Consider the following 3,674-nt stretch of genomic DNA (forward strand, 5'->3'; position numbering starts at 1 on the left):
GGCGGCCGCACCGTCGGCGCCGGCGTCGTGGCCAAGATCGTCGAGTAGGCCTCACCGCCTAAACGACCTTCGACCCAAGATCAGGGCCGCCCGGGGAAACCCAGGCGGCCCTCTTCATATGTGCCTATCGCACCTGCCGCATGGAGGTGATGGCGTAGGCCATGCCGACCTGGTTGAGGTCGGAGACGCTCTTGTTGAAGGTCTGGCAGCGGCCGCCGAAGTCCTTGTCCGTACACACTTCCCACACGCCGCGATCGATCTTCAGGCTCAGGCCGCGGTCATTGTACTGCTTGGGGAGGTTGGTGATCTCGCTGGTGGCCCGGAAGCCGGCGCCGGCAAAGCCGATCCCGTCATAGAGCGTGATGACGCCGCCGGTGGGCTTGGGGCGTTCATAGCCGCCGTTGCCATAGCCGCCGCCGTTGTTCCCATAGCCGCCGTTGTTCCCATACCCGCCGCCATTGTAGCCGCCGCCCTGGTATCCGCCATTGCCGTAGCCGCCGCCCTGGTAACCGCCGCCCTGGTAGCCGCCGTTGCCATAGCCACCGCCCTGCCAGCCGCCGTTGCCGCGGCCGCCCTTGAGGCAACTGAGGTTGCCGTCCTCGTTGGTGATCTCGCTGCGGCAGTCTTCAAATTCCAGGCTGGTGCCTCGATAGCGGCCGCTGCGGTCACGGCATTCGGCGACCAGCATCGGCTCGACCGCGCCCACCACGCGCACCTTCTGGCAGCTCTGCCAGTAGCTGCCCGGCGGCGGGGCATTGTAGCCCTGCGCCTGAGCCCCGCCCGGCGCCGCAATTCCCAAGGCCGCCGCGCCCAATCCGGCGGCCGACCCCGCAATCCATGCCCCGATTTTCATCCTAGTCTTTCGATTGTGAAACGTCCCTGACGCCACCCTAGGGCGGGGAGGGGCCTCGGAAAAGTCCAAGGTGGAGCTTGGCGGGGCGCTGGCCTTGACTCCGCCCCCCGGCTCGGGCCGCTTGCGGTAAAGGAGAGGGGCGAATGATCCGGAGATTCTGGACCGGGGTGGGGCTTGCCGTCGCCCTTGTGGCCAGCGGCGCACAGGCTGCGCCCGATGTGGCGAAGATGACGAGCGGCGAACTGACCGCCTTCAGCCGCGCCATGCCCAAGGGAGGAGAACTGCACAACCACCTCTCCGGCGCCATCTTCGCCGAGACCCTGCTGGCCTGGGCCGTCGAGGACGGCCTGTGCATAAATGTAAAGACGCTCTCGGTGACGCCGCCGTGCCAACCGGGTGAGGACCTGAAGCCTGCCAGCGCGATTAGGACCGACGAGGTGCTGTACGCGGCGATGATCGACAGTTTCTCGGTGCGCCACGCCGGATTCAGGGACCGCTCGGGCCACGACCAGTTCTTCGGCGCCTTCGGGCGGTTCGGGGCGGCGGGCGCAAGGCGCGAAGGCGATATGCTGGCCAATGTGGTCGACAACCTGGCCCGGCAAAACACTTTCTACCTGGAGGCCATGGTGACGCCGCAGGGGGTGGCTTCGCGGGTCAAGGGCGCCCAGGTCGGCTGGAAGGGCGGAGACCTCGCCGCCCAGAAGGCCGCCAACACCGCCGTGGGACTGGAGGCCCTGGTTGCGGTCGCCATGGCCGAGACCGACGTCATGGAGGCCAGGGCTAGAAGCCTGATGAGGTGCGGCGCCCCCGACGCCATGCCAGGTTGCCAGGTGACCGTCCGCTACCTGGTGCAGACCAGCCGCGCCGCGCCACCGGAACAGACCTTCGCCCAGTTGCAGCTGGGGGTGGCCCTGATCGCCGCCGACAAGCGCTGGGTCGGCCTGCAGATGGTGGCGCCCGAGGATCATCCGCTCTCGATCACCCACTACAGCCTGCACATGAGGATGGTGGACTTCCTCACCGATCATGGCCGCACCACCAAGGCGGCGCTTCACGCGGGCGAGCTCTCAATGGCCTATGCGACGCCGGAGGAGCTGCGCTATCACATCGCCGAAGCGGTGCGGGTGGCGGGTGCGCGGCGCATCGGTCATGGCGTCGACCTGCCGCTGGAGACCGATGCCGAGGGCTTGGCCGCCGAGATGGCCGCCAAGGGCATACTGGTGGAAGTGAACCTCTCGTCCAACGACGCCATCCTGGGTGTCTCGGGCCAAGCTCATCCTTATGCCTGGCTTCGCCGACGCGGTGTGCCCGTGAGCCTCTCCACCGATGACGCCGGAATCTTGCGCATTGACCTCTCCCATGAATATGCCCGGGCCGCCGACGAGGGCGCGACCTATGCCGACCTCAGGACCTCCGCCCGAAACGCCATCGCCTTTTCCTTCCTGACAGGGGAGGGGCTGTGGGCGGACCCTGGCGCCTATCGCCATCCCGCCAAGGCCTGCGCCCGGCAGATCGGCAAGGCGGAGCCGAAGCCCGGCGGGTGCGCCGACCTGATCGCCGCCAGCGACAAGGCCCGCGAACAGTGGCGGCATGAACGGCTGTTGGCGACCTTTGAGGCGGCTGCAAGGTGACCCCGGTGTCATGACCCCGAATTGATCGCTTGCACTAGTGGCTGGCCGTCGCCCAGCTGCAGGATCGGGGCGAGGTTGGCGGCGATCTCCAGCTGGTACTGGCCCTTCTTCTCCCGGGGGAAGTACCGCACGGCGGAGACCAGGCCTCGGATGCCCTCGCGCGACTCGGCCGACGTTCGGTCGCCGGCCTCGTCCAGGGCGTCGTGCAGGTCCTGGATCATCTTGCGGAACATGCCGGCGGCGCCCGGGTAGATCTGGACCAGGTTGGCGTCGCCGGCGGCAGCCGCGACCTGCGCCTCGATCTGCGCCTGGCGGGCGGTGAGCTCGGCGTGACGATCGGCCACCGCCTTCCAGGGCATGCCCTCCTCGACCTCGGCGATCAGCCTGGCCAGCCGGCGCTTCACCTCGGCCAGCTCGCGCGCGGCCGCCGCCTGATGCTGCAGGGCGGCGCGTCGTTCGCCTGCCATGGCGGCCTGGTACTCGGCGACGGCCGCGGCGACCACGTCGGGGTGGAGCAGGTTGGCCTGGACGCTGGCCAGCACGCGGGACTCGATGTCGCCATAGCTGGGCGTCCGGGTGTTGGAGCAGGATCCAGGGCCCTGGCTGGCGCGGATAGCGCACCGCAGATGATCGCCGGATCCGCCCCGGGTCATCACCCCGCCGCACTCGCCGCAGCGGATGAGGCCGCCCAGCAGGGTCTTAGGCCGGCGCACGCCCCGGTTCTCCCCTGCAGGGCCGATCGCCTGGGAAGACAGCCGCGCCTGCACCCGGGCCCATAGGGTGTCGTCGACGATGCGCAGCTCGGGCACGGCGCTGCGCACCACCTCACCGGCGGGCTTGCCGCTGAGTGTGCGGCGCTTCCCGGTCCGGCGGTCCTTCACCATGGTGTTGGCGCCCCAGACGCGGACGCCGCGATAGATCTCGTTGCGCAGGATCCCGCGCCCGGCCTTGGCGTCGCCCTGCAGGCTCGAGGCGTTCCATTTGCCGCCCGTGGGCCCGGGCACGCCCTCGTTGTTGAGCGCCGAGGCGATGGCCAGCGGACTGGCCCCGTTGGCGTAGTCGGTGAAGATCCGCAGGATGATCGGACGCTCGGTCTCGCTGATCTGGCGCAGGCCCGGGATGCGATCGCCCTTGGCGTCGTAGGACAGGACGATGTCATAGCCATTGGGCCGGCCGCCGGCGGCCGGCCC

The 3,674-nt window shown here is 69.1% G+C and carries 3 protein-coding genes; 1 reads left to right on the plus strand and 2 read right to left on the minus strand.

The window, feature by feature from the left end:
* Positions 1 to 124: 124 nt before the first annotated feature.
* On the minus strand, positions 125 to 853 hold the full coding sequence (locus AAC997_RS13565) for a beta/gamma crystallin-related protein (protein WP_340646233.1): 729 nt from the start codon (positions 851 to 853) through the stop codon (positions 125 to 127).
* A gap of 143 nt (positions 854 to 996) precedes the next feature.
* On the opposite strand from AAC997_RS13565, the gene AAC997_RS13570 reads away from it, so the two are divergent.
* Positions 997 to 2,484, plus strand: coding sequence for an adenosine deaminase (locus tag AAC997_RS13570; RefSeq protein WP_340646234.1), 1,488 nt, complete (start codon positions 997 to 999; stop codon positions 2,482 to 2,484).
* A gap of 8 nt (positions 2,485 to 2,492) precedes the next feature.
* Here the strand turns inward: AAC997_RS13570 and AAC997_RS13575 are convergent.
* Positions 2,493 to 3,674 (minus strand): recombinase family protein (locus tag AAC997_RS13575; protein ID WP_340646235.1); only part of this gene is annotated, 1,182 nt, incomplete at its 5' end.

It is taken from the genome of Phenylobacterium sp. (assembly GCF_037968635.1).
GTDB lineage: Bacteria > Pseudomonadota > Alphaproteobacteria > Caulobacterales > Caulobacteraceae > Phenylobacterium.

Coding starts and splice junctions, on each gene's coding strand:
- AAC997_RS13565 (WP_340646233.1), bottom strand. CDS start 853: ATGAAAATCGGGGCATGGATTGCGGGGTCGGCCGCCGGATTGGGCGCG.
- AAC997_RS13570 (WP_340646234.1), top strand. CDS start 997: ATGATCCGGAGATTCTGGACCGGGGTGGGGCTTGCCGTCGCCCTTGTG.